Source organism: Pseudomonas sp. (assembly GCF_028293835.1).
Taxonomy (GTDB): Bacteria; Pseudomonadota; Gammaproteobacteria; order Pseudomonadales; family Pseudomonadaceae; genus Aquipseudomonas.
In genome coordinates this window covers 1-24,615 of the sequence record NZ_JAQGNX010000111.1, presented here as the reverse complement: position 1 = coordinate 24,615, position 24,615 = coordinate 1, and the positions used below count along the sequence as shown (strand labels likewise).

Sequence of the window (24,615 nt, the reverse complement as noted above, 5' to 3'; positions counted from 1 at the left end):
TCAAATCGCCGTTTGCAACTGCCCGCGCACCGGGGTATCACAGAGTCCATGGATAACCGCCCAGCCCCCCGAGAGGTCACGATGAATCTGCAATTTGAAGAACTCCCTGCCCAAGACGGCGCGCGTATTGGTATCGCCAGTCTGGATGCGGAAAAATCCCTGAATGCCTTGTCTCTGCCCATGATTAAAGCGCTGGCGGATCGTTTGGAAGCGTGGGCCAGCGATCCGCAGATCGTCTGTGTGCTGCTGCGCGGTAATGGTGGCAAAGCGTTCTGCGCAGGGGGTGACGTAATCGGCCTGGTACAAGCCTGTAGAGCGCATCCCGGCGAAGCCCCACCGCTGGCTGCCCATTTTTTCGCAGCGGAGTACCGCCTCGACTACCAACTGCATACCTACCCCAAACCGTTAATCTGCTGGGGCCATGGGTATGTGCTTGGCGGCGGCATGGGTTTGTTGCAGGGCGCGAATATTCGCATCGTGACCCCGAGCAGCCGCTTGGCGATGCCGGAAATCAGCATCGGTTTATTCCCGGACGTGGGTGCCAGTTGGTTCCTGTCGCGGCTGCCGGGGAAATTGGGCCTGTTTCTTGGCCTGACCGGATCCCATATCAATGCTCGGGATGCACTGGACCTGGACTTGGCTGATCGTTTTTTGCTGGATGAGCAGCAAGAAGAATTGGTCGAAGGCTTGTTGCAAATGAATTGGCAGGAACAAACCTCGGCGCAACTCAACAGCTTGCTCAAAGCGTTGCAACAGGAAGCCCTCGAGCAAATGCCTGAAGCGCAGTGGCTACCGCGTCGGCAACAGATCGATGAACTGCTGGACGTTGGCGACCTGGCCAGCGCCTGGCGCGCGATTACCCAGTTGCATCCGCAAAATGATCCTCTGCTTAGCCGCGCGGCGAAAAATCTGAGCGAGGGCTGCCCGCTGACGGCTCATCTGGTGTGGGAACAGATTCACCGTGCCCGGCATATGTCATTGGCGCAGGTATTCCAGATGGAATACACCCTCAGCCTGAACTGCTGCCGTCACCCGGAGTTCAGCGAAGGCGTTCGGGCGCGCTTGATCGATAAAGATCAAAAGCCCCACTGGCACTGGCAGGACGTGGCGACCGTTCCGGATGCGGTGATCGATGCGCATTTCGTCAAGGCCTGGGAAGGACGGCATCCATTGGCGGATCTGTCGGAGTATTAAAGCGAGGCCATGGAGTTGCGGGTCTTATGGTTCCGCAATCCAATGTTCAATTCACACTCTCCTCGGGCTGGCAAACAGCTCTGTAGGAGCCAACTCGTTGGCGAATCGATTGGCCGGACACAGAGAGTCGGGCCACTCGCCAACACGTTGATTGCGACAGAAATGATGTACTCACGAAGGGCTTCAAGGCCTGTCCCACGGACCGTGTCCGCCGCCCGCGCCGTAATGACCATCGTACTGACGCTCATAGTGCTGCGGTGGCCCCGGTTGGTAACCGGGGTTGCCGCGATAGCGCGGGTCCCACGCCTGCCCGGCCGGGTGGGAGTCCACGCTTGGCGGTGTGGACTCCATACGCGGTGGGGCCGTTTCGTAGCTGGGCCGAGGCGCGGCATAAATGGGGGTCGTCACAGAGCCGGGCTGACCGTGGTTATGCTCGGCACCATAGCCTTCGGCGTGAGCTGCGCTAGCTGCCAGCACTGTCAGTGAAAGGCTCATTAATAAGCGTTGCTTCATGGGGCCTCCTACTTATCGCCTACCGCCACCACCGCTACCGCCACCAGATCCACCGTGGCCTCCTCCACCTGAGCCACCGTGACCGCCTGGACTACCTCCGTGTCCGCCGCCGCCAGGCCGACCGCCAGAATAGCCGGGACGTGGTCCGCTCCAATTAGAACCTGGGCGTGGACCGGTGCCTGGATGATAACCGCCACCGGGTGCATAACCACGGCCAGGCCAAGGGCCATTACCGTAGCCGGGCCGGCCATAACCGGGACCAGGTCCGCGTGGATAATAGCCGGGACGCGAGCCGTAATAACGCGATTGGCCGACGACATAACCGGGGCCATAGTAACGATCGTAACCACCGGTGCCGTAGTAATAGCCTCCGTACACCGGCACGGGCGCCGTATATACATCGGAGTCGTAATAATCCGGTCCCGCGTAACAACCTGCTAGCGTCAAACCCAGCAAAGCAATAAGCAAAGTTTGTCGATACATGGCGGCCTCCCGGACCGCTATAGAGCTCAAACCAGCGACGCTGGTCGGCGTCGGTCAACTCTGACAGACAATAAATAAGACTGTAATAAGAGGTTTCGGTGCCGCCACATCCCGAGATATGTGTAACAAAATGCGCCCTCGCCCGGTGCGGACTTGCACCATCGTGAGGCACGCCACGCTAAGACAATGCGCCCGAGGATGCGCCAAGCCACGACCCATAAGGCTCGGCGCCACTTGGCACGGCTCTCGCTTGAGATTCTGTGTGCAGGAGTTAAAACAGGTTCGCGGCACCACAATTTGCAATAGCCGACTAGGGTTCCGGCTCGCTTCATGCGAGTGGCTGGTCCGAGAGTTGGCGACCTCCAGTAGAGGTTACACGGCGGGATAAAAGCCCGGGAGACAAGACACCAGTGGTGTCACGTGCCTCCTGCTCGCCTTTTTTCCTACTGGAGATCTCTACATGCAGCTCACCACCCGCAAGCCCCGCCTGTTTTCCTTGCTCGCTGCCGGCCTCGTCGCCGCATTGAGTCTCTCGGCCCAAGCCGCCCCGAAACAACACTTCAACGTCTGCTGGACGATTTATGCCGGTTGGATGCCGTGGGAGTATGCCGGCGCTCAAGGCATCGTCGACAAGTGGGCGAAGAAGTACGGCATCAAGATCGATGTCACTCAAATCAACGATTACGTCGAATCCATCAATCAATACACCGCCGGTCAGTTCGACGGCTGCACCATGACCAACATGGACGCCCTGACCATCCCGGCAGCAGGCGGCGTCGACAGCACTGCGCTGATCGTCAGCGACTTCTCCAACGGCAACGATGGCATCGTGATCAAGGGTGACGGCAAAAAAATCACCGACCTCAAGGGCATGAAGGTCAACCTGGTGGAGCTGTCGGTGTCCCATTACCTGCTGGCCCGGGCCCTGGACACCGTTGATCTCTCGGAAAAAGACCTGACCGTGGTCAATACCTCCGACGCCGACATCTCCGCCGCGTTCAATACCGACGAAGTGAAGGCGGTCACCACCTGGAACCCCATGTTATCGGACATCAAAGCCAGGCCGGGTGTGACTGAAGTGTTCGACTCCAGCAAAATCCCGGGCGAGATCATGGACATGATGGTGGTCAACAGCCAGACCCTCAAAGACAACCCGGCACTGGGCAAGGCACTGACCGGCGCCTGGTTCGAAGTGGTGGCGTTGATGAACGAAAAATCCGCTGCCAGCACCGCTGCGCTGGAGCACATGGCCAAAGCCTCGGGTACTGATCTGGCTGGTTTCCAATCGCAACTGGACACCACCAAATTGTTCGCTACGCCCAAAGAAGCCCTGGCGTTCGCCAACAGTTCTCAACTGCCGTTGACCATGCGCAAAGTGGCTGAATTTTCTTTCCAGCACGGGCTGCTGGGCCAAGGCGCCAAAGACACCGGCGCGGTGGGCATGTCGTTCGCCAACGGCGTTACCAGTGGCGACAAGGCCAATCTCAAGCTGCATTTCGATCCGAGCTACGTGCAGATGGCCGCCGACGGCAAGCTGTAATCGCGTCTTAGCCAAAGGTCATTGCCCATGCGTTTGATAAACCGCCGCCCGGATCGCGCCAGTCGACTGATTTTGGTGATCTTGCCGTTTGCCTTGCTGCTGTTCGCCTACTTCGTGGGTTCGGCAGCTCGGCTGACGGAAAACCCCAACGACAAGCTGTTGCCCAGCGCCGTACAGATGACGGAATCGGTCAAGCGCATGGCTTTCGTTGAAGACCCGCGTACCGGCGAGTATCTGTTGTGGCAAGACACCGGCTCCAGTCTGCGGCGTTTGGCCATCGGCTTGGGCATCAGTGCGTTGCTGGGGCTGTGCCTGGGCATCGCGGCGGGCATCGTGCCGATGTTCGGGACACCGCTATCGCCGCTGCTGACGGTGCTGTCCATGGTGCCGCCTCTGGCGATTCTGCCCATTCTGTTCATCGTATTTGGCTTGGGCGAGCTGTCGAAAGTCATGCTGATAGTGATTGGTATTACGCCGATTCTGGCTCGGGATCTGGAACAGCGCGCCCAAGAGATTCCTGTTGAGCTGTTGATCAAGGCGCAGACGTTAGGCGCCTCGACCTGGACTTTGATCCTGCGGGTCATCCTGCCGCAACTGCTGCCGCGTCTGTTGATTGCTCTGCGGCTGGTGCTGGGTTCAGCCTGGTTGTTCCTGATCGCCGCCGAAGCCATTGCCTCCACCGACGGCCTGGGTTACCGGATTTTCCTGGTGCGCCGGTATCTGGCAATGGACGTCATTTTGCCCTATGTGGTGTGGATCACCTTGCTGGCCTGGTTGATGGATTGGGGGCTTAAAGCGCTGACCCGACGTGCATTCCCTTGGTATGAAGGAGCGCGGGCATGAGCTTTATTTCGGTGAAGAACGTCTGGCAGGAATACGACCGGCAGCCGGTGCTGGAAGGGCTGAATCTAACGGTGGATGAAGGCGAGTTCTGCACCTTGGTCGGAGCTTCTGGCTGCGGTAAATCGACTTTCCTGCGTCTGCTGTTGGGCCAGGAGGTGCCGAGTCGCGGGCAGATTCACCTGGACGGCAAACCCTTGGTTGGCGAACCCAACGCCAGCCGTGGCGTGGTATTCCAGCGTTACTCGGTGTTCCCTCACCTGTCGGTGCTGAATAACGTTGCGCTGGGCCTTGAATTGCCCCGCTCGGCATTACTCGGCCGACTGTTCGGCAAGGCCAAACGCGAGGCTCGGGAACAGGCCGCCGTGTTGTTGCACAAGGTCGGTCTCGGGCACTCACTGGATAAATACCCGACGCAACTGTCAGGCGGCATGCAACAACGTCTGGCGATTGCTCAGGCGTTGATCATGCAGCCTCGAGTGTTGTTGCTGGACGAACCATTCGGCGCGCTGGATCCGGGCATCCGCAAGGACATGCACGGCCTGCTGCTGGAGCTGTGGCGCGAGACCCGACTGACTGTGTTCATGGTCACCCACGATTTGTCCGAAGGCTTCAATCTGGGCACACGCCTGCTGGTGTTCGACAAGGTTCGTCACGACCCTCAGGCGCCCAGCGCTTATGGCGCCCGCATTACCTACGACATCCCCTTGAACAGCGACCGCCGCGCTGCACGCGCCGCGATTGATTCGCTGCAAACGGTCTAAAGGAATTTACAGATGACTGACTCAACCACCCTGTTCCCGGTGTTCGCCGAAGAGCTTATTCCCGGCGGCGGCCACCGTTCATTCGTGCTCAAGCGCGGCCAACTGCTGCGCCTGTCCGACATCGAAGGCGGCGCCAACGTCAGCCTGACGTTGCTTAACGCCAACGAAAAAACCGAACGCCTGAACCTGCCCGACAGCCTCAAATGCCAACACACCGCCAAGCTCACCAACGGCCACTGTTTGTACTCGGACATGGGTCACGTGTTGGCCGCAATCACCGCTGACACCTGCGGTTGGAGCGACAGCATTGGCGGGATTTTATGCGCCGAAGAAGTCGCGGAAAAATACGGCCAGGGTCGCTATCAAGAACTGCGCAACGGTTTCTTCCGTAACGGCACCGACAATTTGCTGGTCGAGTTGGGCAAATGGGGGTTGGGTTTGTCCGACCTGCTGATGACCCTGAACCTGTTCAGCCGGGTCAATGTTGACGACAACGGCGCGCTGCGTTTCGTCCCTGGCAATTCCAATGCGGGTGACTACATCGAGCTGTACGCGCCCATGGACACGCTGGTGGTGATGACCGCGCTGCAACACCCCATGGACCCCGATCCGCACTATGCCCCCAGGCCGATACACCTAAGCTGGATGAACGCCGACGCCAGCGTCGCCGAGCACTGCCGCACCTCACGCCCGGAAAACGAGCGCGGCTTTATCAACACTGATCGCCTGTTCGCCTGAGGATCGTCACCATGAACATGACTTCATCCAAACACCCTGAAGCAGCGGCCTATAACGCGACTATTCCCGCAGGCGAGCCGTGGCTCAAGGAAGTCAAAGCCGGGCAGACCGTGCGTATCCTCGACCTCGACGGCAATCAAGCGGTAGATACACTGTTTTACAGTTCGGCCAACCCCCGTGAACGCTACGATGTGCAGCGCACCTTGCGTCGGCAAAACAATGTGTATTTGAGCGCTGGAAGCGTGCTGTACTCCAACCTCGGCAAGCCGATGCTGACCATCGTCGAAGACACCTGCGGCCGCCACGACACCCTCGGCGGCGCTTGCTCGCAAGAGAGCAACACCGTGCGTTACGCTTTGGAAAAACGCCACATGCACAGCTGCCGCGACAACTACCTGCGCGCGTGCGCCCACGATGGTCGCCTGAGCAAAAAAGACGTCGGGCCGAACATCAACTTCTTCATGAACGTACCGGTGACGGCTGACGGTGGGCTGACCTTTGAAGACGGTATTTCCGCACCCGGCAAGTACGTCGAACTGCGCGCCGAGATGGACGTGATTGTGCTGATCTCTAACTGCCCGCAATTGAACAACCCGTGCAATGCCTACAACCCGACGCCAGCGCAGTTGCTGATATGGAACTGACACTTTCGTTGTTGCGCCGCTGGTTATTGCGCCTGTGCCAAAGCCGTTCGGGGCAATGTTTGAGCCTCTGTCGGAGCTGCCGCAGGCTGCGATCGACCGGGGACCGGTCGCATTCGTCACACCGTTAAAGGTTGTTCCAACCTTATCGCAGCCTGCGGCAGCTCCTGCAAACGTCCTCGCTTACGCATAAAAGCGGACGCAGACAAATAGCACTCAGGTTTCGCCATCGGGGACGGCCCCGAGGCATTGTTCAATAGCGGGACGGCCCGCTTCCCAGTAAGAAACCGAACTGCCATCGGTTTCCGGGGTTTATGCCATGTTCGACACACTGCTGATTGCCAACCGTGGCGCCATTGCCTGCCGCATCCTGCGCACCCTGCGCGAGCTGAAGGTCAAGGGCGTGGCGGTGTATTCCGAAGCCGACGCCGCCAGCCTGCACATCCTTCAAGCCGACGAAGCCCATAGCCTCGGCGAAGGCGGCGCGGCCGGGACCTATCTGGCGGTGGATAAAATACTCGCCCTCGCCAAAGCCAGCGGCGCCAAAGCAATTCATCCGGGCTACGGCTTTCTCTCGGAAAACGCGGCCTTCGCCCAAGCGTGCGAAGACCACGGCATTGCCTTTGTCGGCCCAACCCCGGAACAGCTGCGGGTGTTCGGTCTCAAGCACACGGCACGCGCGCTGGCCAGGCAACACGGCGTACCCATGCTCGAAGGCACTGAGCTGCTGGACAGTCTTGACGATGCCCTCAGCGCGGCAGAACCCATCGGTTATCCGGTGATGCTCAAAAGCACGGCGGGCGGCGGCGGGATTGGCATGCGCGTGTGCCGCAACGCCGCAGAACTGAGCGAGTCGTTCGAGGCGGTGAAACGCTTGGGACAAAACAATTTCAGTAACGCCGGGGTGTTCATCGAGAAGTACATCCAGCGCGCCCGGCACCTGGAAGTTCAGGTTTTTGGCGACGGCCAGGGTGAAGTCATCGCCCTTGGCGTCCGCGACTGTTCAGTGCAGCGTCGCAATCAAAAAGTCCTCGAAGAAACCCCGGCGCCGAACCTGCCCGACGGCATGGCCGATGAGCTGTGCGCAGCAGCCATTCAACTGGCGAAAGCGGTGAACTACCGCAGCGCCGGGACCGTGGAATTTGTATTCGACAGCGAAGATCAGCGCTTCTATTTCCTTGAAGTGAACACTCGGTTGCAGGTTGAACACGGCGTGACCGAACAGGTGTGGGGCGTTGATCTGGTAAGTTGGATGGTGCAACTGGCCGCCGGAGATTTACCGCCGTTGCTTGAATTAAGGGCCGGGTTACAGGCTAACGGCCATGCGATTCAGGCGCGTCTATATGCCGAAGACCCGGGCCGGGATTTTCAGCCCTGCCCTGGCTTGCTGACCGCCGTGAGTTTTCCGGCGGCTGATGGCAAAAGCTTGCGCATTGATACCTGGGTTGAAGCCGGTTGCGAGATTCCACCGTTCTTCGATCCGATGATCGCCAAGCTGATCAGCTGGGCGCCGACCCGTGATCAGGCCAGCGCTGGGCTTGTGCAAGCGTTGGCTGACAGCCGTTTATATGGCGTCGAAACCAACCGTGATTATTTGCGGCAGATTTTAGTCGACGCACCGTTCGCCAGCGGCCAACCGTGGACCCGTTGCCTGGAAGGGTTGGTGTACCGCGCCGACACGTTTGAAGTGCTGAGTGGCGGCACCCAAACCAGCGTGCAGGATTATCCGGGACGCCTGGGTTATTGGGCGGTTGGCGTGCCGCCGTCGGGGCCGATGGACAGTCGGGCGTTGCGCATCGGCAATCGCCTGTTGGGAAATGCCGAAGGCACCGCCGCGCTGGAAATCACCATGAGCGGCCCACTGCTGCGCTTCAACACCGACGCGGTGGTGGCAATTACCGGCGCAGTGATTCCGGTGACACTGAATGGCCAACCGCAGGCGCTAAACACAGCGTTCATGGTGCCCGCTGGTGCAACCCTGGCGCTGGGTACGATTGCCGGTGCCGGGGCGAGAAGTTACCTGTGTGTGCGCGGCGGTTTGGACCTGCCGGATTATTTGGGCAGCAAAAGCACCTTCACCCTCGGTCAATTCGGCGGCCATGGCGGCCGCGCTTTGCGTGCTGGCGACGTGTTGCATATCGCGCCATTGAGTGACCGCCGCGTGGGGTTGAGTGTGCCTGATGAGCAGCTTCATGACTTGCTCGATGTACGTCAGATTCGGGTGATATACGGTCCACATGCGGCGCCGGAATATTTCACCGAGCGCTACATGCAGACGTTTTTCTCGACGCCCTGGGAAGTGCATTTCAACTCCAGCCGCACCGGCGTACGCTTGATCGGACCCAAGCCGGAATGGGTCCGCGCTGATGGCGGCGAAGCCGGGCTGCACCCATCGAACATTCACGACAACCCGTATGCGATTGGCGCCGTGGATTTCACCGGCGACATGCCGGTGATCCTCGGCCCCGATGGCCCAAGCCTTGGTGGTTTTGTGTGCCCGGTGACCATTATCGAGGCCGACCTTTGGCAGTTGGGACAGCTCAAGGCTGGGGATAAAGTACAGTTTCATCCGGTGGACCTGGCAACCGCCAGAGCCTTGGCCACCGCCGGAACACGTTCGCTCCTACAGGGGGAACGCAAATCCCAGGACAACATCGATCCCTGTAGGAACCAACTTCTTGGCGAAGCAGGCGACGCGGTGTCTGAGCTGGCACCGTCGCGGGCGAGCCCGCTCCTACACAGTCCGGTCGTATTGGACATCGGTGTGGACGACACCCGTCTGGTGGCCCGCCTTTCCGGCGATACCCATTTGCTGCTGGAGATCGGCGCACCGGAACTGGACCTGGTGCTGCGCTTCCGTGGGCATGCCTTGATGCAGGCGCTAGAGGCCAGGGCCTTGCACGGTGTGATTGACCTGACGCCGGGCATCCGTTCCCTGCAAGTGCACTATCACCCGGAGCAACTGCCCCTCGTCGATCTGCTAGGCATTGTCACCGAGCACTGGGAAATCGTCTGCGCCAGCAGAAACTTGCAGGTGCCTTCACGCATCGTCCATTTGCCATTGTCCTGGGATGACCCCGCGTGTCAGTTGGCCATAGAAAAATACATGACCACCGTGCGCAAAGACGCGCCGTGGTGCCCGAGCAACCTGGAGTTCATCCGTCGCATCAATGACCTGCCCAACCTCGACGAGGTACAGCGAACAGTGTTCGACGCCAGCTACCTGGTCATGGGTCTTGGCGACGTGTACCTCGGCGCCCCCGTCGCCACCCCGCTCGACCCGCGTCATCGGCTGGTCACCACCAAATACAACCCCGCACGTACCTGGACCGCCGAGAACTCCGTCGGCATCGGCGGCGCCTACATGTGCGTGTACGGCATGGAAGGCCCCGGCGGTTATCAATTCGTCGGGCGCACCTTGCAAATGTGGAACCGCTACCGAGAAGTGGCGGCCTTTGATGGTAAGCCATGGCTGTTGCGCTTCTTCGATCAAATCCGCTTCTACCCGGTCGGTGCTGAAGAACTGCTGCGCATCCGCCGAGATTTCCCCCTCGGTCGATATTCGCTGAATATCGAACACAGCAACCTGAACCTGGCGGATTACCAAGGGTTTCTGACCCGAGAAGCTGAAGGCATCGCCGCCTTCAGAGCCCAGCAACAGGGCGCGTTCAACGCCGAACGCGAGCGCTGGATCGCCAGCGGCCAGGCCAATTTCGAAAGCGATGAAGGCGCTGCTCCGGCCCCCGACGACATCCCCCTTGAAGCCGGCGAACACGGCATCGACAGCCACATCGCCGGCAACCTCTGGCAAGTGCAAGTGGAAGTCGGCCAGCGGGTTGAAGTCGGCGATGCGCTGGTGATTCTGGAGTCGATGAAGATGGAAATACCCCTGCTGGCGACGTTGGCCGGCACCGTCAGCGAAGTGCGCGTACAACCCGGATCTGCGGTACGTGCCGGGCAACGGGTCGTGGTTCTGAAAGCTGACTGAACTTCTCACATTTTAGGCAGAATTTTCCATGACTAATGCATCGCAACTGACTGACTTACGCCTCGACAACGTCCGTGCTGCCTATCAAGGCAACGCTATCACCCCGAGGCAACTGGTCCTCGCCCTGCGGGAAAAAGCCGCGGCGCTGAACCCGAGTTATCACCTGTTCATCTACCTGCTGAGCGTGGCCGAAATCGAACCGTACCTGGCCGCGTTGGAAGGCCGCGAACTCAAAGACTTGCCACTGTACGGCGTGCCCTTCGCGATCAAGGACAACATCGATCTGGCCGGTATTCCGACCACCGCCGCCTGCCCCGCATTTGCCTATACCCCCGAACGCTCGGCGACCGTCGTCGAGCAACTGATCGCCCTCGGCGCGATCCCCATGGGCAAGACCAACCTCGACCAGTTCGCCACCGGTTTGAACGGCGGTCGCTCGCCCTACGGCGCTTGCCCGAACAGTGTGCTGATGGAATATCCGTCAGGCGGCTCCAGCGCCGGTTCGTCGCTGGCCGTAGCGTTGGGCGTCGCCAGCTTCTCCCTGGGCACCGACACCGCCGGTTCGGGCCGGGTACCCGCAGCGCTGAACAACCTGTTGGGCCTGAAAGCCAGCAAAGGCTTGATCTCCACCGGCGGCGTCGTTCCGGCCTGTCGCACGCTGGATTGCGTCAGCACCTTCACCGCTACTGCCCGGGAAGCCAGTCAATTACTTGGCCTGATTGCCCGCCTCGATCCCCGTGATGCCTACAGCCGCAGCAACCCGATGTGGAATGACGCGTCGGCCTTCGGCGCGCCACGTCCGTTTAAATTTGGCGTGCCTCGCTCGCAGGATCTGGAATTCTTTGGCTGCAAAGAAAGCCCTCAGCTGTTCGACGACGCGATCAAGCACATGGTCGCCATCGGTGGCGAAGCCGTTATCCTCGACCTGTCACCCTTCCTCGAAGCCGCCAGCTTGTTGTACGACGGCCCGTGGGTGGCGGAGCGCTACAGCGTCGCGGGGGAGTTGATGGAAACCACGCCAGAAGCCGTGTTGCCGGTCATTCGTGCGGTATTGGCCAAAGCGCCCGCCGTGGACGGCGTACAAACATTCCGTGCGCAATACCGTCTGCAAGAACTCAAAGCGCTGTGCGACGCAGCCCTGAAAAACCTCGACTGTGTGCTGACCCCTTCGATTCCGCGCCCCGTCACCCGGGCCGAACTGGAGGCCGAACCGGTGCTGCGCAACTCAGAACTGGGTTACTACACCAACTTCGTCAATCTGCTGGATTACGCCGCCGTCGCCGTGCCCAGCGCCTTTATGAGCAACAGTTTGCCGTGGGGGGTTACGTTGTTTGGGCGCGTGTTCACCGACCACTATTTGCTCAGCCTCGCCGACGCCCTGCAACGCCAGACCCATTTGCCGTTGATCGGCAATAATTCACTGAGCCTGTCGGCTCCGGCAACCACTGCACGAAACGACATGTCTCGGCTGGTGGTGTGCGGCGCGCACTTGGACGGTTTGGCCCTCAACTGGCAGCTCAAACAACGCGGCGCTCGTTTGCTGCAAGTCACCCAGAGCTCAGCGGACTATCAACTTTATGCGTTGGCCGGTGGCCCCCCGTTTCGGCCGGGCATGCTCCGGGTTGAACAGGGTGGTGTCGCCATCGCGGTGGAAGTATGGGAACTGCCAAGCACAGAATTGGGCTCGTTCCTCACCGGCATTCCCGCACCGCTCGGGCTTGGCAAAGTTCAACTGGCGGATGGACGTTGGGAAAGCGGTTTTATCTGCGAACCTTATGGCCTCGAAGGCGCCATAGATATCAGCCACTTAGGCGGATGGCGCGCTTATATGCAGACCAAAAGCTGACGCCTGTTAAAAGCGCAACTTATTGAATACACACGTTTTAACTGTAGGAGCGCGCTTGCCCGCGATGGATCGCGGAACGGCCCCAAAACGCGCCGGTCGTTGCATAGATAGATACCGATTCTGCCAAGGGTAATCGCGGCACAGTAAGCCTCCCCCGCCGTGATCAAGAACCCACATGAATGAAGATTGGAACACCAACGACCGGAGGGCCTTAACAGGCACAGCAACGGGTATAACACTCGAACACCCCGCCGTCACCGCACGGCCCGAAAGCATCCATGAGCGCACGGATACGTTGGCATCATCTGGCGCTTTCTCCCAGTCACCCTTCTATCACACGCCGTATACCGACACGCCGCCCCTGCAAGCAGCACCTGACGCTGTGCCACTACTCAACAGCCAGCGATTGATGGCGCTGAGAAAAAGTCCTGCAGCCAAGCTGTTGGCCGGCTCGCTGCTGAGTCTGCAAACCTGGCAAATGGACCTGGATTGCCCGCCGTCACTGCGCGATTACATCAAGCAACAGCTTGGCCGCTTTCTATTCGACAACCGGCTAGTCGATAGCGCCGGCAAAGGCTTGTCCCCCGACCAGCTGTACATTCATTTCCTCACCGACAAAGACCCGGCTATTCAGGTCGACGGCCATGAGCATTACGCGCTGCAGCTGTCCTTGAGCGACTTAGCCATGGCGTCGTTCGACACCGGCAGCTACCTTGCACTCATCAAGTGTGCCGAGCCTGATCGTCCCCTCCACGTATCGAACCCATTACTCACCACCCAATCAGTGATCGAGTTCATCAACGCGTCGCGCTGGGAGCAGGATTACAGCACGCTGCTAGAAGCGTTCTGGGCCAGGCATGAAGCCACCTATTGCGTGCTCGCCAGACTTTCCTTTGTCGAGGGGTTGGCCCGGCAATATAAAAAAACGAAAATCACCCTGGAGGGCTACACCCTTGCCCTCGATATGCTGGGGCTTGATCGTTTCCCCACCACGCTAAGCAGTCTCCAACATCCCATCAACGGCGAACGAACAGCGATCAGTTTGCTATCGATAAATGGCCAGACTGTGCCCGGTATTTTCCAGCTGAAATCCAAACTAACCTCGCACTGCTTCATCCATACCCTCGGTGATGCGCCCACCACCATTGAATACATCAGCCACGATCAACACGGCGATCCACACAAATGGCTGCACGCCCTGAACGCCTGTTCCTGGCTCGGGCTGTTGGCAGACGGTATGCCGTCGTTGGAAGCAGCCGATGTCAGCCCGTATGCGGTTGATGGCGATTTGTTTGCGGCGCTTACGGCCGCGCAGAAAACCTTTGCGCTGGCGCTGTTTACGGCACAACCGTTCGAGGCGCATTCGGCAGAACATGAAGTGGACGACGCGATTATTTTCAAGCCCATCGAACGGGGCATGGCCATGGTCAGCGCCCTCGATCTGTGGCAACCGCAGCCTGACGTTGCGAAACGACTACCTGACCATAAAAAAATAGCCCAGCGACTAATGCGCAGTGCGCTGGTTAAAAACCATCAGTTGGACAGCTCACCCGACACAGTGTTTATCCGCTACCTGCGCGGCACGTCGACCACGCCGCTGGGAAGCGCGCACTCGCCGGTGACCTACGTGCACACGCCTGATGAAACTCCAATCAGCCTGACCGATGCGTTACTTAGCAATTACCGAGTCGACGGTCCGGTAGGTTATCTCGATAACGGCGGCCGTAACGTGGTGTATTCAGACCCGACAGCCCAAGGCGTGTTTATTGCAAACGCCGAGCTGGCCGTCTCCGCGCAAGGGATAGAAAGCCTCATCAAACGCATTGATTTCCTGTCCGTGATAACACGACGTTTCAATGAATTTTGGGACAGACATTCGGCTGCCATCGATCAGTCACTCAATGCCACATTCAACGCCCAGGCAGTAATCGCCCTGAAGATGGGCCATATATCCCGCTCAGGATTCGACATGCTGGTACGGGCACTCGCCTCAACCGAATCCCGGCCTGCGCCTGTAACCTGTCAAACCTTGGGTTTTTACCTGCAGCCGTCGTTGACTGAAGGCGAACACTGCGAAGTTTGCGCGGGGTTATTGGTCTTCACCGATGCGACGACGGCCCTTATCGTGTTGTACCAGGCTGGCCAGGTTCAGGCGCTGGTGGAGTTCACCGACAGCGACGACCTTGACCGGCATATCGAACAATCAGCGGCTGATAAGCAGTGGCGAACGACGTTGTTGAATTACGTTCCCGTCAGCCAGCATGCCAAGCTTATTTATGTCCTTGAGGTGTGGGCCGGGCAACGAATCCCCGACCCACCAGGGTCTTTGCTGACACCATGGACCGATGTGATTTATGCCGAACACTTGCACAAAGCCAAATCAAAAACCTTATGTGGACAAGTGCTGACGTCGTCACCGTTCGCCTTTATCCGGCAAACCCTGGCGCGCAATCATCTGGCGAATGCGACTGAACGCGTCGTCACCTCCAGGGAGGTCGCCCTGCGCTATTGGACCCAACAGCTCAACCATCTGCAGCTACTGCTCGCGCCCATGTCGCTGCTGCTGACGCCGGCCATGGTGGCTTCGATAGCGGTGCATACCGGCTCTGTGTATCTGGGTATCGAAAAAGCGCTACTGCCGGGTAATCGGGACACGGAAAAGGTCCAGGCGCTGCTCAACGCGCTGTCCTTGGGACTGTTGCAACTTGCGCCTTTTTCCCCTCGATTGTTGCGTGTATTCGATACCCTGACGCGTCACACAAAATCGGTCAACGCGGCCGTGGCGGTGGCGTCTGTGCCTTTGCGAAGTTTCAACTTCCTGCTCAGACGCTGCATCAATCCGCGCACAACATGGCTGCAGCTATTCTTCGGCACCACTCGGCTGGTGAAAACCTGGAAGATTCCGGGCAACGGTCCCTTGGGCACAACGGTGGTCCAGGCTTGGAAACTCGATCGCCAGTTCCTGCTGTGGACGTCAGACCAGGGGCAGGCCAGAACACTGGTGGTCAGTACCCATGGCTATTATTTGCCGTGGACGAAAACCACAGCCATTCCCAATGGCACTGAACTGCGCACCTATGCGCCCCATGGCTATCAGCTCGTCGATCCGTCGCTGCACAGGGTTGTGGGGCAAAACGTCGAGGCATTTTCAGTGTTGAACCCTGCGGGCAATCGCCTTGCTTCCAACACGATGCCGCCATTCGCTGTCACTGACACTCTTCTGGCGGGCACGTCATTAGCCGGCAGAATCAAAAATTACAGCGTCGCGAAGTTTCAAGGGGCATCCGGCGAGAGTTATAAAGACATATGCCACGTAGTCAGTAATTCAAACCTGTCGCCTTGGCGTGTTGCGCAAATACCCCCAGTACCCATGGATGTACTGACGGTCAGAAGTCGCTTCGGGATGATGGCCCCAACACTGCAAGACGTGTTCAAGACACTGTCGGAGCATGGCATTCATTACGACAGGATTTTGTTGCTGCACTGCCGCTGCGCGGCTATTAGCGCGGCGTTGCGCCTGTCACCGGTGTACACCGCGCCGTTTAACGGCTCCCCGCCCAGCCCTGGCCCATGAAACGCGATAGCCTTAGGGGTGGCGACACGCTAGCATGCCGCCCCCACTCGAATTTGTTCGCCTCCGGATGTGTCATGTCTCTTCGCTCCGCATTCATTTCACAACGGTCATTGATCCTGACGTTGGTGGTCCTGCTGGGGAGCGGCTTTCTTGCCACATCATTGCTCAGTTACTACGCATCGCGGGCGTCGATCCGCGACAACATCGTCAATACCGAACTGCCGCTGACCTCTGACACGGTGTATTCGGAAATCCAGAAGGATCTGGTCAGACCTATTCTGATTTCCTCGATGATGGCTCGCGATACCTTTATGCGCGACTGGGTCGTAGCCGGCGAACACGACCCTGAGCAAATGACCCGTTACCTCAACGAGGTTATGAACCACTACGGCGCCTACACCGCATTTTTCGTGTCAAACACTAGCCTCAAGTATTACCAGGCCAAAGGCGTGCTCAAGCAGATCGACCCGGAAGAACCGCGGGATGTCTGGTACTACCGGGTGCGTGACATGACCACGCCGTATGAGATTAACGTCGATCCGGACATGGCCAACAAAGACAACCTGACCTTCTTCATCAATTACAAAGTATTCGACTACAACGACAACTTTATAGGCGCGACCGGGGTTGGCCTGACGGTGGATGCAGTGATCAAACTGATTGACCGCTACCAGCAGCGCTACCAACGCAGCGTGTACTTTGTCGATGCCTTTGGCAGGATTGTGCTGACAGGCGCTGACGGTGGTCCACAAGGCGCCACTATCGGTCAACAACTCAGCAGCGTGCCGAGCTTGAATGAACTGCAAAAAAAGCTGCCCAAGCCTCAAAGCGGCAGCTATGAGTATGAAGCGCAGGGCCAGGGTCATTTTCTCAACGTACGTTTTATTCCAGAGCTGAATTGGTATTTGTACGTCGACAAACAGGAAGCCGGGGCGATGAGCGACATTCGCCGCTCGCTGTACCTGAACTTGCTCATCTGCCTATTGGTCACGCTGGTGGTGGTGTTCTTGCTGCAGCGAGTGCTCAATCGCTATCAGCGTAAAATCGACATCCACGCGACACTCGACAGCCTCACCCGGTTGCCCAATCGACGCGGCTTCGACCTGTTGGCACTCAAGGCGATGCAAGAGGCCCGCCGGGAAAGCAAACCATTGGCCGCGTTACTGTTGGATCTCGACCACTTCAAACAACTCAATGACAGCCATGGTCATTTGGCTGGCGATGAGGTGTTGGCGGGTTTTGCCGACGACCTGAAGAGCTGCCTGCGTCAGTCGGATATCATTTGTCGTTGGGGCGGCGAAGAGTTCATCATTCTGCTCAAGAACACCGACAGCGTCACGGCTCATACAGTCGCGGAGAAAATTCGCAAATTGGCCGAGCAGCACCCCTACCGGTTTGACGGTACGTCACTGCACATTACTGTCAGTCTTGGCCTGACCCAATGGCAAGCGAACGACACTCTGCACAGCTTGATCTCTCGAGCCGACCGCGCGCTGTACCGCGCCAAGCAGGCCGGTCGCAACCAGATATGCAGCGAGGCGGCGCACTCCCATGCCGAATGAACATGACAGGCTCGACACTTCGATCTGCCCGGTCTGCGGCCTGAGTAATAGCTGCACCCTGGCCGACCCGCGAACCGCCGCGCAACCTTGCTGGTGTTTTTCGGTAGAAATCGATCCGGCACTACTCGACGCCCTTGCGCCAGCAGTGCGTAACCAGGCGTGTCTTTGCCCACGCTGCGCACAGGTCGAAAACGACGCTTGTGCAAAAACCAGCCGATAGACCGCCATGCGCCTGGACCGCTTCCTCAGTAACCTGCCGCGCTTCAGCCGCAAAGACGTGCGCTTTGCGCTGGCAGGCAAGCGAATCAAGGTTGACGGCCAAACCGTGAGCGACCCTCTGCATGAGGTGCGGGAGTTCAGCCGCGTGGAATGCGACGACGAGGTGTTGCAGCTCGGCAAGCCCGCGCGCTACTTCATGCTGAACAAGCCGACCGGATGCGTCAGCGCGACCATCGACCCGCAGCACCCGACGGTGCTCGACCTGCTGAACGAGCCAGACAAGCACGACTTGCACATCGCCGGCCGGCTCGACTTCAACACCACGGGTTTGATGTTGATCACCAATGATGGCGTGTGGTCCCGACGCCTGACTCAACCGCAGACCAAAATCGCGAAAACTTATTACGTCGAAACCGAAAGCGTGATCGGCCCGGAGTACGTTGAGAAGTTCGCCGAGGGTTTTTATTTTGCGTTTGAAGACCTGACCACTCAGCCTGCAGAACTGACCGTGCTGGGTCCAAGAAGTGCGCGCTTGAGCATCGTCGAAGGCCGTTACCATCAGGTCAAACGCATGTTTGGCCATTTCGACAACAAAGTTCTGCGCTTGCACCGCGAGTCCATGGGGCCTTTATGCCTCGATCCCGACTTGGCGCCAGGCGCCTATCGCCCTCTGAACGCCGCAGAAATACTGGCGATCTGATCCTGACCGACCGCTCAGCAGAAGTTGTCGAACAATTTACCAATGGCACTTGCGGGTTACCGTTGAGCCTGCTTGAATCCAATCGTCAGTCCGCATGTGACTCATCGGTCACAAACGCATTCCAAGAAACTTTTGCCGCGACCGGAACCTCGGTTCCAGCACGACAAACAGCCCCCTCACAATAACAACACCCGTCGACCTTAAGCAGTTGGATCGACATGGGCCTCCCTTCCAGGCGTATGCCTACCTGTCATGAAGATCGTGCAACCTCGTTTGCGCGGACACCTGTTTTTGCGTCGGGAGAAATTTGATATGAGGCCAGAAATCGCTGTGCTTGATATACAAGGTCAGTTCCGGGTTTACACGGAGTTCTATCGCGCAGATGCCGCGGAAAAGACCATTATCTTGGTAAACGGCTCGATGGCCACCACTGCGTCATTTGCTCAAACCGCCCGCAATCTGTATCCACAATTCAACGTCGTGCTTTATGACCAGCCCTACGCTGGCAAGTCTAAAGCCCACAACCTGAACCGCCAGCCGCTGACGAAAGAGCTGGAAGGTCAGATATTGCTTGAGCTGATCGACCACTTCGCCGCCGAGCACATTTTGTCGTTCTCGTGGGGTGGCGCAGCGGCCCTGATCGCCCTTGCGCAACGACCACGGCGGATCGAGAGAGCCGTCATCAGCTCATTTTCACCCGTGGTCAACGTACACATGCGCGACTACCTCGAACGGGGCGTTCAACACCTTGGCGCGTTTGACCGGCATGAAGTCGGCCATCTGGTGAACGACACCATCGGCAAACACCTGCCATCGTTGTTCAAGCGCTTCAATTACAAGCATGTCAGTACGCTGGATGTTCATGAGTACGTGCAGATGCATTTCCACATCAGCCAAGTGCTGTGCATTGATCAATTATGCTACTTGGAAGCCGCGCAAAACATTGACGTGCCGGTGCTGTTTCTCAACGGCGAATGGGACGAATACACCGCCGCAGCGGATGCCAGACTATTCGCCCAGCACGTGCCCGACTGCCAATTCAGCACGCTGCAAAGCACCGGACACTTTCTGGACATGGAACACAAAACCGCCTGCAGCGAATCGCGCAAGGCATTGCTGAACTTCCTCAAACCCGAACCCGCCACCCAGCGCTCGCGGTACCACGAGGTACACCGCCAGCATGCCTTCGCACTGTGAATCTAAAAGCGTCAGTTCCTTGTAGGGATTGCCAGATGTCTGTAGTTGGTGTTTCTGCAAGGGATGGTTTTGCGCGGAATCTGATGGAATGCTAAATCTGTAGAGAGGCAACTTGTCGGCCAACGGGCCGTGTCCAGCGCCGCGGGTCTCACTGAAAAACACTGATCGAGAAATTATCGCTTCTGTTCAGAGGTGACATCTGGTACAAAGTCAGCCGCGAAAAGCGGGTGTCGTATAATGGCATTACTCCAGCTTCCCAAGCTGATAACGAGGGTTCGATTCCCTTCACCCGCTCCAATGAATTCAAGGCTTTCAGCCTGCCCCGCTTCAACTGGGTGTCTGTTTCTATCCTTCTGGCTAAATAAAGTTGAGTACGCCCGTCACTGGGATCTATGGCATTACCACGTCGGGATGCCCGATTTTGATGAAACCAAGGGTCACGGTGATTTCACCTCCGAATGGGTTCTACAGCTCCGTCGCCTCCCGTGCGGAACGCGAACGCAAATTGTAGATTGGGATAAACATCCGCCATTTGAGCTTCCCCTCGAAAAATATTTTGTGATGCCTGGCGACGAGCTTCCTTTGGTGTTCCCAAAGAAACCTAAGCCGGTACGTTAACCACCGCGTACCGTCCATAACAGATCCAGCCTCGTTGTATAGCTCTGACTCATCATCTCTCGTCGCATGCCTCAGTGAGGATTTCTCGGCACACTGGCGGCACGGAGCGTACCTCTACCCCATCGCCCGCTGATCTCGTCCAGCACCGCCATCACCTTGGTCGCCTCTGTCGGCTGGGAAGTGGCGAACAAATCATCGGTGTACTCGCCCGGCTGACACCGATTTAGTAACATTTCAAATCCTCCCCATCCGACAGTCATGCCGTTCAGCGTGAACTCAAAAAAAGTTCGACCCGAAAGCTCGATATCGACTGCGGGTAGATCGGCGGATTCCAAAGCGCTGCGAAGACGCTCCAATTGCTCCCCAACAGTTTCCGTTGCCTGAATTGTCGTCTCGCTTTCCATACGCTCTCCCTGATCGATCCAATTAACGCCTTATGAGGGGGGCAATCGCAAACACTGCTCAACCTTATTCGCTTTACTGAATATCCGTAAATACGTATATTCGTTTTTCCGTATGTGAAAATGAGCTTTACCAATCAAAGCGCTTTCCGTCCGTGACCAGCGACGACCCCGCCGTAATTTGCAACACGCTCCATTTCATCCAGGAGCGCATAAAATTCTTCGTTTTGGTCAAGCCCGACATCTGGAGGATCTATGACAGACCCGATGACTCCGACTGCATTGTTCAAGTGCCTGGCGGATGACACACGAACCAAGATTACGCTGCTGGTCGTCAGTGAGGGCGAGCTGTGCGTATGTGAACTTACAGCCGCTCTTGACCTTAGCCAACCCAAAATTTCTCGCCACTTGGCTTTGCTTCGATCAGCAGGATTATTGATGGACCGTCGCCAGGGTCAGTGGGTTTATTACCGACTGCATCCGGAGTTGCCAACGTGGGTGACGGCCATTTTGAAAGACGTTGTAGATGCCAATCAGCAATGGTTGGAAACCGAGGCCAAACGCCTCTGCGGCATGAATGGTCGTCCAATCAATCAGACCGTGTGCAACTGATTCACGTCCGAACCGGGTTACCGAAATGCTGATCGCCGTACTTATCTTTATTGCCACCATGGTCCTCGTTATTTGGCAACCCAGAGCGTTGGGGGTTGGCTGGAGCGCTACCTTCGGTGCGGTCCTCGCGTTGCTGACCGGTGTCGTCACCTTAGGGGACATTCCCGAGGTGTGGCACATCGTCTGGAATGCCACGGCGACGTTCATCGCAGTGATCATCATCAGCCTTCTACTCGATGAAGCAGGTTTTTTCGAATGGGCTGCGTTGCACGTTGCCCGTTGGGGCGGAGGCAGCACACGTAAGCTTTTCGCCTTCATCATTTTGCTGGGCGCTGCGGTGTCGGCATTGTTTGCCAATGATGGGGCAGCATTGATCCTCACGCCCATCGTGATCGCGATGTTATTGGCGTTGCGCTTTACCCCCGCAGCAACCCTGGCATTTGTCATGGCTGCCGGTTTTATCGCTGATACTGCGAGCCTGCCATTTGTAGTTTCGAACCTGGTCAACATTGTCTCTGCTGACTACTTCAATATTGGTTTCACCGAATACGCGTCCGTCATGGTGCCCGTGAATCTGGTCAGCATTGCGGCGACGATGCTGATGCTGATGTGGTTCTTCCGCAAAGAGCTGCCCAGAACTTATGACCTCAAGCAACTGCATCATCCGGACGAGGCGATCCGCGACCGCCCTACATTCATAGCGGGCTGGTGGGTTTTGGCTTTTTTGTTGGTCGGTTTCTTCGTAATCGAGCCATTGGGCGTGCCGATCAGCGCCATTGCAGCGGTCTGTGCATTCATCCTCTACGTCATCGCGGCACGTGGCCACGCTATCGACACCGGCAAGGTGCTTAAGGGCGCACCATGGCAGGTGGTGATCTTTTCCTTAGGTATGTATCTGGTCGTCTACGGCCTCAAGAACGCCGGGCTGACCGACCATATAGCCCAGATCCTTAACGTATTCGCAGGTTACGGCATCTGGGGCGCCTCCTTAGGTACAGGGCTGTTAACGGCATTCCTATCTTCGATCATGAACAACATGCCTACCGTCCTGATTGGCGCATTGTCCATCAACGCCGCCGATGCCAATGGCGTGGCTCAACAAGCGATGGTGTACGCCAACATCATTGGTTGCGACCTCGGCCCCAAGATCACCCCGATTGGCAGCTTGGCCACGTTGTTGTGGCTGCACGTGCTGGCTAAAAAGAACATCACGATCAGTTGGGGTTACTACTTCAAGACCGGGATCGTGCTGACCTTGCCCATCCTAATCGCCACCCTGTGCGCCCTGGCATTGCGCCTCAGTTTCTGAGTCAAGGAGTCTTCTGATGAAAGTCTTGTTCATGTGCACCCACAACAGTTGCCGCAGCATCCTCTCCGAGGCGTTATTCAATCATCTGGCGCCGAAAGGTACAGAAGCGATCAGCTCAGGTAGCTTTCCTAGCGGGCGCGTAAATCGACGTGCGTTGCAAACGCTGGAGATTGCGGGCATTCCCACGACTGACTTGAGCAGTAAGGCTTCAGATACTTTCGAAGGCTCACCACCGGATATCGTGATTACCGTCTGTGATCGTGCTGCGGGTGAAGCATGCCCAATATTCTTCGGGCCAGCTTTGAAGGCGCACTGGGGCTTGGCCGATCCATCGGAAACTTCCGGGACGGAGGCAGAGATTACGGCGGCATTTGAATCAACCCTCGCCAAGATTCGGGAGCGTGTGAGCGCGTTCCTGGCCCTGCCTCTCAAAACGATGGGTGCTGACCAACTTAAAGCTGAGCTGAGTCGTATTGGCACGCTTTGAAGATCAACCGAAGCTGTGCCTGCCTGGCTAAGCCTTAGGAGTTTATATGCAAGATACATTGCCGAACGTACTCGTCGATCTGATCGACATCCCTTCCCAAGAGCAACTGACACCGGCTACCCCGTCACTCCATAAACCTCGAATTCTTCTTCTGTATGGATCGACACGAGAGCGCTCATTCAGCCGATTAATTACTCAGGAGGCTGCGCGCTTGCTGGAGGAGTTTGGCGCCGAAACCAAAATCTTCGATCCCTCAGGTCTGCCGCTACCTGACGATGCTCATGAGACCCATCCAAAGGTGGCTGAGCTGCGCGAGCTGATGCAATGGTCGGAAGGACAGGTGTGGTGCTCTCCTGAGCGACACGGCTCCATGAGTGCGGTTTTCAAGGCCCAAATCGACTGGGTTCCACTGGCGATAGGCGCTGTACGACCGACCCAAGGAAAGACCCTTGCTGTGATGCAGGTGTGCGGCGGCTCGCAATCTTTCAACGTAGTCAATCAACTGCGGGTACTGGGTCGGTGGATGCGGATGTTCACCATTCCGAACCAGTCTTCGGTTGCCAAGGCGTTTACCGAGTTCGACGAGGCAGGCCGCATGAAGCCGTCCTCGTATTACGACCGTCTGGTAGACGTGATGGAGGAGCTGATGAAATTCACGCTGCTGTTGCGAGATCGCCAAGACTACTTGGTAGATCGCTACTCAGAGCGCAAAGAAACTGCCGAGCAGTTGTCTTCCCGGGTCAATCAGCGATCAATTTAAGGCCCTCATGCCGATTGAAATCAAAGCTGAGCGTCCCGAGGACGCCTCGGAAACCCAGGCCATCTACGCCCCGGTGGTTGCAGACACCGCGATCTCTTTCGAAGAAGTTCCTGCATTAAGCGCAATAAGGCAGTCGTGTTGGACCCGGCAAGAAACTTTGGCAAGCCCGTTTTGACATCAGTGGGTATTTATACGTCGGCGGTTTATCAGGCTTATCTGGCCGAGGGTCAGGACGCCAGGCGTGTTGCGATAATATTTGAGACTCCAACTGCGGCAGTGGATGCGGCGGTAGCGTTTTCGGGAGCGCGGCATTTAGGGTTGGCTATGTCCAGTATCTCGGAAACGGTAGCGTGAGGATCCGCGATAACGCCGACACGTTATTCTCTGATATTACTGAAGGTACGCGACCCCGGCCATGGCAGCCTTCGGCAGCGCCTACAGGTTTTGTGTTTGCTGCGCGGCAGCGCAGCGTCGAAGACGTAGCCATTCACTCAATCAAGCATTAAACCAGCCCAACTTGATCACAAACAGAATTGAAAGTATCACCAGCGCCGGGTTCAGTTCCCGCGCTTTGCCGGACAGCAACTTGATCGCGGTCCAGGAAATAAACCCCAGGGCGATGCCGTTGG

19 protein-coding genes, 1 tRNA gene, 3 pseudogenes and 1 riboswitch are annotated in these 24,615 nt (G+C 57.7%); of the genes and pseudogenes, 19 read left to right on the top strand and 4 right to left on the bottom strand.

From position 1 onward, the window contains the following. The first annotated feature begins 81 nt into the window (after window positions 1-81). Window positions 82-1,194: an enoyl-CoA hydratase/isomerase family protein gene (locus JWR17_RS16260; RefSeq protein WP_299832961.1), complete on the top strand. Its 1,113-nt coding sequence runs from the start codon at window positions 82-84 to the stop codon at window positions 1,192-1,194. Window positions 1,195-1,377: 183 nt separating this feature from the next. Here JWR17_RS16260 and JWR17_RS16255 read toward each other — a convergent pair whose 3' ends face one another. Together JWR17_RS16255 and JWR17_RS16250 are read right to left on the bottom strand one after the other, a co-directional pair. Beyond that, window positions 1,378-1,707: a hypothetical protein gene (locus JWR17_RS16255; RefSeq protein ID WP_299832960.1), complete on the bottom strand. Its 330-nt coding sequence runs from the start codon at window positions 1,705-1,707 to the stop codon at window positions 1,378-1,380. Between the two features lie 8 nt (window positions 1,708-1,715). Next, window positions 1,716-2,039 carry a hypothetical protein gene (locus JWR17_RS16250; RefSeq protein ID WP_299832959.1) on the bottom strand — a complete coding sequence of 108 codons (324 nt, stop codon included), beginning with the start codon at window positions 2,037-2,039 and terminating at the stop codon, window positions 1,716-1,718. Window positions 2,040-2,489: 450 nt separating this feature from the next. Further along, a riboswitch (guanidine-I (ykkC/yxkD leader) is annotated at window positions 2,490-2,591 on the top strand. Window positions 2,592-2,650: 59 nt separating this feature from the next. Between JWR17_RS16250 and JWR17_RS16245 the strand changes: the two genes are divergently transcribed. From JWR17_RS16245 to JWR17_RS16185, 13 genes are all read left to right on the top strand, one after another. Next, window positions 2,651-3,730 carry a putative urea ABC transporter substrate-binding protein gene (locus tag JWR17_RS16245; RefSeq protein ID WP_299832958.1) on the top strand — a complete coding sequence of 360 codons (1,080 nt, stop codon included), beginning with the start codon at window positions 2,651-2,653 and terminating at the stop codon, window positions 3,728-3,730. 27 nt (window positions 3,731-3,757) lie between these two features. Beyond that, on the top strand, window positions 3,758-4,573 hold the full coding sequence (locus JWR17_RS16240; RefSeq protein WP_299832957.1) for an ABC transporter permease: 816 nt from the start codon (window positions 3,758-3,760) through the stop codon (window positions 4,571-4,573). Then, window positions 4,570-5,334, top strand: a complete 765-nt coding sequence (locus tag JWR17_RS16235; protein WP_299832956.1) for an ABC transporter ATP-binding protein — start codon at window positions 4,570-4,572, stop codon at window positions 5,332-5,334. Before JWR17_RS16240 ends, JWR17_RS16235 begins: the two co-directional genes overlap by 4 nt. A 12-nt stretch (window positions 5,335-5,346) precedes the next feature. Continuing rightward, on the top strand, window positions 5,347-6,072 hold the full coding sequence (locus JWR17_RS16230) for an urea amidolyase associated protein UAAP1 (RefSeq protein WP_299832954.1): 726 nt from the start codon (window positions 5,347-5,349) through the stop codon (window positions 6,070-6,072). A gap of 11 nt (window positions 6,073-6,083) precedes the next feature. Continuing rightward, a complete protein-coding gene (locus tag JWR17_RS16225; RefSeq protein ID WP_299832953.1) occupies window positions 6,084-6,716 on the top strand; it encodes an urea amidolyase associated protein UAAP2 in 633 nt (210 codons plus the stop codon). A 316-nt stretch (window positions 6,717-7,032) separates the two neighbouring features. Beyond that, window positions 7,033-10,701: an urea carboxylase gene (uca, locus tag JWR17_RS16220; RefSeq protein ID WP_299832952.1), complete on the top strand. Its 3,669-nt coding sequence runs from the start codon at window positions 7,033-7,035 to the stop codon at window positions 10,699-10,701. Window positions 10,702-10,729: 28 nt separating this feature from the next. Continuing rightward, the gene (gene atzF, locus JWR17_RS16215; RefSeq protein ID WP_299832951.1) at window positions 10,730-12,547 is read left to right on the top strand and encodes an allophanate hydrolase; all 1,818 of its coding nucleotides are present in this window, start codon (window positions 10,730-10,732) and stop codon (window positions 12,545-12,547) included. 175 nt (window positions 12,548-12,722) lie between these two features. After that, window positions 12,723-16,121 (top strand): DUF6543 domain-containing protein, encoded by a 3,399-nt coding sequence (locus tag JWR17_RS16210; RefSeq protein ID WP_299832949.1) that lies wholly within the window; start codon window positions 12,723-12,725, stop codon window positions 16,119-16,121. A gap of 74 nt (window positions 16,122-16,195) precedes the next feature. Further along, window positions 16,196-17,683 carry a sensor domain-containing diguanylate cyclase gene (locus JWR17_RS16205; RefSeq protein ID WP_299832948.1) on the top strand — a complete coding sequence of 496 codons (1,488 nt, stop codon included), beginning with the start codon at window positions 16,196-16,198 and terminating at the stop codon, window positions 17,681-17,683. Continuing rightward, on the top strand, window positions 17,673-17,903 hold the full coding sequence (locus tag JWR17_RS16200) for a cysteine-rich CWC family protein (protein ID WP_299832947.1): 231 nt from the start codon (window positions 17,673-17,675) through the stop codon (window positions 17,901-17,903). The genes JWR17_RS16205 and JWR17_RS16200 overlap by 11 nt, the downstream gene beginning before the upstream one ends. 6 nt (window positions 17,904-17,909) lie before the next feature. Beyond that, window positions 17,910-18,602 carry a 16S rRNA pseudouridine(516) synthase gene (locus JWR17_RS16195; RefSeq protein ID WP_299832946.1) on the top strand — a complete coding sequence of 231 codons (693 nt, stop codon included), beginning with the start codon at window positions 17,910-17,912 and terminating at the stop codon, window positions 18,600-18,602. Window positions 18,603-18,914: 312 nt separating this feature from the next. Continuing rightward, the gene (locus JWR17_RS16190; RefSeq protein WP_299832945.1) at window positions 18,915-19,799 is read left to right on the top strand and encodes an alpha/beta hydrolase; all 885 of its coding nucleotides are present in this window, start codon (window positions 18,915-18,917) and stop codon (window positions 19,797-19,799) included. A 223-nt stretch (window positions 19,800-20,022) separates the two neighbouring features. After that, a tRNA-Gly gene (locus tag JWR17_RS16185) sits at window positions 20,023-20,096 on the top strand. 317 nt (window positions 20,097-20,413) lie between these two features. On the opposite strand, the pseudogene JWR17_RS16180 reads toward JWR17_RS16185, so the two are convergent. Continuing rightward, window positions 20,414-20,650, bottom strand: a pseudogene (locus JWR17_RS16180) (DUF4113 domain-containing protein); the annotation flags it as partial. 423 nt (window positions 20,651-21,073) lie between these two features. Here JWR17_RS16180 and JWR17_RS16175 point away from each other — a divergent pair. The 5 genes and pseudogenes from JWR17_RS16175 to JWR17_RS16155 all read left to right on the top strand — a co-directional run. Beyond that, complete coding sequence (locus tag JWR17_RS16175) at window positions 21,074-21,430, top strand: metalloregulator ArsR/SmtB family transcription factor (protein ID WP_299832944.1); 357 nt, start codon at window positions 21,074-21,076, stop codon at window positions 21,428-21,430. A gap of 25 nt (window positions 21,431-21,455) precedes the next feature. Further along, window positions 21,456-22,739 carry an arsenic transporter gene (locus tag JWR17_RS16170; RefSeq protein ID WP_299832943.1) on the top strand — a complete coding sequence of 428 codons (1,284 nt, stop codon included), beginning with the start codon at window positions 21,456-21,458 and terminating at the stop codon, window positions 22,737-22,739. Between the two features lie 16 nt (window positions 22,740-22,755). After that, on the top strand, window positions 22,756-23,226 hold the full coding sequence (locus JWR17_RS16165) for an arsenate reductase ArsC (RefSeq protein ID WP_299832942.1): 471 nt from the start codon (window positions 22,756-22,758) through the stop codon (window positions 23,224-23,226). A gap of 46 nt (window positions 23,227-23,272) precedes the next feature. Beyond that, window positions 23,273-23,986 carry an arsenical resistance protein ArsH gene (gene arsH, locus JWR17_RS16160; RefSeq protein WP_299832941.1) on the top strand — a complete coding sequence of 238 codons (714 nt, stop codon included), beginning with the start codon at window positions 23,273-23,275 and terminating at the stop codon, window positions 23,984-23,986. Window positions 23,987-24,100: 114 nt separating this feature from the next. Next, window positions 24,101-24,340 (top strand): annotated as a pseudogene (locus JWR17_RS16155) (hypothetical protein); the annotation flags it as partial. 141 nt (window positions 24,341-24,481) lie between these two features. Here the strand turns inward: JWR17_RS16155 and JWR17_RS16150 are convergent. After that, window positions 24,482-24,615 (bottom strand): annotated as a pseudogene (locus tag JWR17_RS16150) (NCS2 family permease); the annotation flags it as partial.

What these genes read in the sequence shown, in the direction of transcription:
- JWR17_RS16260 (WP_299832961.1), top strand. Translation starts at nt 82, where the DNA reads ATGAATCTGCAATTTGAAGAACTCCCTGCCCAAGACGGCGCGCGTATT.
- JWR17_RS16255 (WP_299832960.1), bottom strand. Translation starts at nt 1,707, where the DNA reads ATGAAGCAACGCTTATTAATGAGCCTTTCACTGACAGTGCTGGCAGCT.
- JWR17_RS16250 (WP_299832959.1), bottom strand. Translation starts at nt 2,039, where the DNA reads ATGGCCCCGGTTATGTCGTCGGCCAATCGCGTTATTACGGCTCGCGTC.
- JWR17_RS16245 (WP_299832958.1), top strand. Translation starts at nt 2,651, where the DNA reads ATGCAGCTCACCACCCGCAAGCCCCGCCTGTTTTCCTTGCTCGCTGCC.
- JWR17_RS16240 (WP_299832957.1), top strand. Translation starts at nt 3,758, where the DNA reads ATGCGTTTGATAAACCGCCGCCCGGATCGCGCCAGTCGACTGATTTTG.
- JWR17_RS16235 (WP_299832956.1), top strand. Translation starts at nt 4,570, where the DNA reads ATGAGCTTTATTTCGGTGAAGAACGTCTGGCAGGAATACGACCGGCAG.
- JWR17_RS16230 (WP_299832954.1), top strand. Translation starts at nt 5,347, where the DNA reads ATGACTGACTCAACCACCCTGTTCCCGGTGTTCGCCGAAGAGCTTATT.
- JWR17_RS16225 (WP_299832953.1), top strand. Translation starts at nt 6,084, where the DNA reads ATGAACATGACTTCATCCAAACACCCTGAAGCAGCGGCCTATAACGCG.
- uca (WP_299832952.1), top strand. Translation starts at nt 7,033, where the DNA reads ATGTTCGACACACTGCTGATTGCCAACCGTGGCGCCATTGCCTGCCGC.
- atzF (WP_299832951.1), top strand. Translation starts at nt 10,730, where the DNA reads ATGACTAATGCATCGCAACTGACTGACTTACGCCTCGACAACGTCCGT.
- JWR17_RS16210 (WP_299832949.1), top strand. Translation starts at nt 12,723, where the DNA reads ATGAATGAAGATTGGAACACCAACGACCGGAGGGCCTTAACAGGCACA.
- JWR17_RS16205 (WP_299832948.1), top strand. Translation starts at nt 16,196, where the DNA reads ATGTCTCTTCGCTCCGCATTCATTTCACAACGGTCATTGATCCTGACG.
- JWR17_RS16200 (WP_299832947.1), top strand. Translation starts at nt 17,673, where the DNA reads ATGCCGAATGAACATGACAGGCTCGACACTTCGATCTGCCCGGTCTGC.
- JWR17_RS16195 (WP_299832946.1), top strand. Translation starts at nt 17,910, where the DNA reads ATGCGCCTGGACCGCTTCCTCAGTAACCTGCCGCGCTTCAGCCGCAAA.
- JWR17_RS16190 (WP_299832945.1), top strand. Translation starts at nt 18,915, where the DNA reads ATGAGGCCAGAAATCGCTGTGCTTGATATACAAGGTCAGTTCCGGGTT.
- JWR17_RS16175 (WP_299832944.1), top strand. Translation starts at nt 21,074, where the DNA reads ATGACAGACCCGATGACTCCGACTGCATTGTTCAAGTGCCTGGCGGAT.
- JWR17_RS16170 (WP_299832943.1), top strand. Translation starts at nt 21,456, where the DNA reads ATGCTGATCGCCGTACTTATCTTTATTGCCACCATGGTCCTCGTTATT.
- JWR17_RS16165 (WP_299832942.1), top strand. Translation starts at nt 22,756, where the DNA reads ATGAAAGTCTTGTTCATGTGCACCCACAACAGTTGCCGCAGCATCCTC.
- arsH (WP_299832941.1), top strand. Translation starts at nt 23,273, where the DNA reads ATGCAAGATACATTGCCGAACGTACTCGTCGATCTGATCGACATCCCT.